Origin of the sequence: Mesotoga sp. HF07.pep.5.2.highcov (assembly GCF_003666285.1) — a bacterium.
Classification (GTDB): domain Bacteria; phylum Thermotogota; class Thermotogae; order Petrotogales; family Kosmotogaceae; genus Mesotoga; species Mesotoga prima.
Window position 1 is genome coordinate 1 of the sequence record NZ_JFHJ01000024.1, and the last position, 3,622, is coordinate 3,622.

4 protein-coding genes and 1 pseudogene are annotated in these 3,622 nt (G+C 47.6%); all 5 read right to left on the reverse strand.

What is annotated here, in order from left to right; all coding sequences use genetic code 11:
• A pseudogene (locus BG32_RS00505) lies at positions 1–659 on the reverse strand (histidine kinase); the annotation flags it as partial.
• A 44-nt stretch (positions 660–703) separates the two neighbouring features.
• The gene (locus BG32_RS00510) at positions 704–1,186 is read right to left on the reverse strand and encodes a hypothetical protein (RefSeq protein ID WP_236609229.1); all 483 of its coding nucleotides are present in this window, start codon (positions 1,184–1,186) and stop codon (positions 704–706) included.
• Between the two features lie 173 nt (positions 1,187–1,359).
• Complete coding sequence (locus BG32_RS00515) at positions 1,360–2,028, reverse strand: lipid-binding SYLF domain-containing protein (protein ID WP_006490186.1); 669 nt, start codon at positions 2,026–2,028, stop codon at positions 1,360–1,362.
• Between the two features lie 24 nt (positions 2,029–2,052).
• Positions 2,053–2,577 carry a hypothetical protein gene (locus BG32_RS00520; RefSeq protein WP_121526214.1) on the reverse strand — a complete coding sequence of 175 codons (525 nt, stop codon included), beginning with the start codon at positions 2,575–2,577 and terminating at the stop codon, positions 2,053–2,055.
• The gene (locus BG32_RS00525; protein ID WP_014730022.1) at positions 2,574–3,284 is read right to left on the reverse strand and encodes a glycerophosphodiester phosphodiesterase family protein; all 711 of its coding nucleotides are present in this window, start codon (positions 3,282–3,284) and stop codon (positions 2,574–2,576) included. The genes BG32_RS00520 and BG32_RS00525 overlap by 4 nt, the downstream gene beginning before the upstream one ends.
• Between the last annotated feature and the right edge of the window lie 338 nt (positions 3,285–3,622).

Below are 3,622 nucleotides of genomic sequence, written 5' to 3' on the forward strand. Positions count from 1 at the left end.
GCTCCGCCGATCGAAACCTTGTCGGCGAGGAACAACGATCCCGAGGAGAAGAAAGAGAAGGCGGGCCTCGGTTCGCTCACGGTGAAGGGGATTTCACTTGACCACCTCTCCTCATCTAGCACCGTTCTCACATAGAGGCCGGAATCCGAGAACTCTCTCGGGATCACGAAGTGATCATCGATCAGAAGGAAGGCGATTCCGTCCTGCCCAAGAAATGCCGACAGTTCTTCCACATCTTCATTGTCGAAGACAATTCCGGCAACGTATCGCGATTCGTTGCTCTCTACAGTCGAGAAGTAGACGAGCTGTCCCTCAAGCATTTTGAATCCGTTTTCTGCTTCTTCGATTTCGTTTAACTGCCCTTCTGAGATGGCTGGCCTGTTAAGAATTGTCTTTCGCTCGTCTCCAAGTCGAATGAGAATATCGCAACCATCATCAATAACTCCCTCAAGCGAATAACCGTCGACAAAAACCTTCATATCCTTGCGCAAGTCGATAAACCACTGAAAGACGGATTGCTTCTTTGAGCTTAGATAGCTCTTGTATTCGTCGGTCGCTGTGCGGACAAATGTGACGGAAAGCAGAGCCACAAGGACAGTCAAGACTGCCAGGACGAAAAGCAGAAACTGTAGCGATATCTTTCTACTTAGTTTTCTCATAAAATGACTCTGCCTCCTCAACTGGACAAGACTGCATCATAATTTCATTTGCCGACGTTGAACTCCCATTGTACGTCCATGATTCTACCCTCGAGAGTTACGGAATAGTAAATGGACGTATCTAGATAGACACAGAATGCGATTAACAGGCCCTCTGAATCAATAGCTATATAAGGATTGTACCTCTCCGTCTGGAAGATATACTCCTCACCAATTATGAAGAGATCGGCCCAGACTCCTTCAACGGGTTCTCCGCGCTTACACTTCCCCGTAACGGCCACATTCAGGAACGATACACGTGAGGGACCTTCCGGCAGCTCGAAGAACAACAAACCGACAACATCCTTTATCGGGAAATCGAGGTTGGATATTGCATCGAATGGAATCGCTGTTACGGTGGCGAAACTGCCTTCTTCCATTTCGTACCCTCTAGAAGTAAATTCGGAGTAGCTGCCTATAAGCGGTTCGATCTGTTGGATATCGACAGACAAACCAACAGATGCGATAACCACAAAGACAATCAACACGAGTCTCAAAACCTAATCTCTCCTTCGCGTTAAGAAATGTGACCTTGTCTCAAAGAGATTATATTACGCAAGGGCCGGATATCATAAGAACAGGAGCTCACAGATTAGATTGCTTTCCGTGAGCTCCAGTTGCATCTCAATAGATAAATGGTGTTTCCGTAACAGTTACACGATTAGTTAAGCCGAACAATAAGAGATTCGAGAAAGTTTATCAGTTCATTTATATCGTCTCCGATTGCTTCCTTCTCGATAATCTCCTGAGGAGTCAAAGACAGCCCGTAGTACTCCCTGTTCGTATCCGTATCCTGCCGGATTATAGATCCTCCCAGGGAAACGCCGGCGAATATACCGTTGCTGACAGAGTAAGAGTAGATAGCCGCTTCGAGTTTGTAATCGGTGTCGGCGGAGAGAGTCTTTCCGGTAGGTCCGGCCGAAATAGAGGCGCTTCCGCCGAGGGTAACGTTGTTGCCCAGGAAACCTTCTATACCCTTCTCATTCATTATTACGAATACAAGCCCGCTCTTTTGAACACCGGCCTGAAATCCGTAGCTGATACCGTATAGCTTTAGAAAAAGAGGGCCATACCAGCGTCCATCCTCTGCTCTCTTCAGCAGAAAGCCCTCTCCAAACTGCCCGCCAAAACCTAGCGCAGCCTTCACCATTTCGGGATAAATAACTATCCCATTTGACTTGCTCAACAACTCAATAAAAGAACCGCTGTCTTCCGTTTGCGTGAGCTCTTGAAGGACGCCCAGGGCGTTCTGGATCCGTTCCTTTGGTAAACTTGCCCCAAATGTCGAGAAAGAAGCCATCATGATCACCACCAGTATCAGTTTTTTCATTTCAATCCCTCCCCGTTGTTCATTCTATTTCACATTGAGGAAAATATCCTGCTTGTCCTGACCAAATGTGACGCTTAACAACCTGAATTCCCCTTTGGAAGAGATGTGCGAATAGTCGCCTTTCTCAACCTTTACCTCCTGATACTGGAAATAAGGGAGATCCTGAACGAAAGAGAAAACGCTACCTTTCGAGTCGGTCACGGCATAGAGGAACCTCAACGCGTCGATTATCTCTGATTTGATCACAGCAACCGTCACATATCCCCCCTTGACTTCGCTCTGAGGAAAGTCTTTCGAGAAGATCTGTCTACCCTCTCCGTCGTAGGCCGCCACGGTCAACAGGGGTTTTCCAGAAACGTCAAGCTTGATCTTGGTGAAACTTATCTCGCTTTCTTCCAGTCCGCAAAGGGCGAGAATCTCCTCTCTGGAAAGTGTGAGTTTTTCCTCTGCTGGATTGGGTTTCTCGCCACAGGAGGACACGGCAAGAATTGTCAGCAAGGCTAAATTAACAAGAACCACTATCAGACTCTTTCGGCTGTCAAATTTCATACTACCTCCATCATTACATCAGAGCGGTCAGTAATCAAGAAATCGCACACATCTCTGACCTTGAGAAATAGGTCCGAATCGTTTAACGTCCACAAAGCAACTCTCGTTCCTTCTTCGCGGATCTTTCGAAGCAATGAAAGCCCCTTCTCCAGGCCTATGTTTTCGAAGAGATCCTTGTTGAGATTAACCGAATAAGGCCTGTATCTCTCGATCACTTTGTACAGGAACTCTTCACCACCCGGTCGAAGAAGCTCCTTATCTATTATAGGGGCTACCATAGGGCAGCATAACTCCTCTTTGAACTCATGAAGACAATCATGATGGAAGGAAGAAAACATAGTCCTTTCGAGGGCGTCGAATCTCTTGACAATCTTAATCACTTCAGGTACAGCCTCTACGGCTTTGATCTCAACATCGACAAATATATCTTCGGGCAGTTCCCGGTAAATCTCTTCAAGAGTGGTCAGGGCGTCAAATCCAACAAGCCCCATCTCTTCGAGTTCGGCGAACGTCTTTTCCGAGATCTTTACATCCAGTCCCATGGTCCTTTTAAGATCGGGATCGTGATTCAGGATGACCACGCCATCCTTTGTAAGCCTGACATCGAGCTCTACTCCATGTGCGCCGTACGATAGCCCCTCTTTGAAAGATCTAAGTGTGTTCTCGTATCTGCCCTTCCCCATACCCCTGTGGGCTAAAACAAACATACAAATCGCCTCCGCAACCCGGCAAAATACTTCGCTGAGATCATTCTACTGTGTTATGGAAACTCAGTCAAGGCAATGTGAGGGAAGAACAGCCAGTCTGCTTTCGCAGACCAGTCAAAAGGCGAGAATCATCACCGCCAGTGAAGCTCCGCCAGTACCACTTCGTGGCGCCAGTCTCAGCTTCAAGCTGAGGCCAGTCACTGCAAGCAGCGGCAAGAACAACCAAGAAACGCAAGTGATGCAGAACATCAGGACCGTCGCACTTCAAGCGGCCAGTTCCACTGCGCGAGTGAGAACAGTTGCAAGTTCTCAGTTCCAAGTTGCAGTGTGCCAAGAAG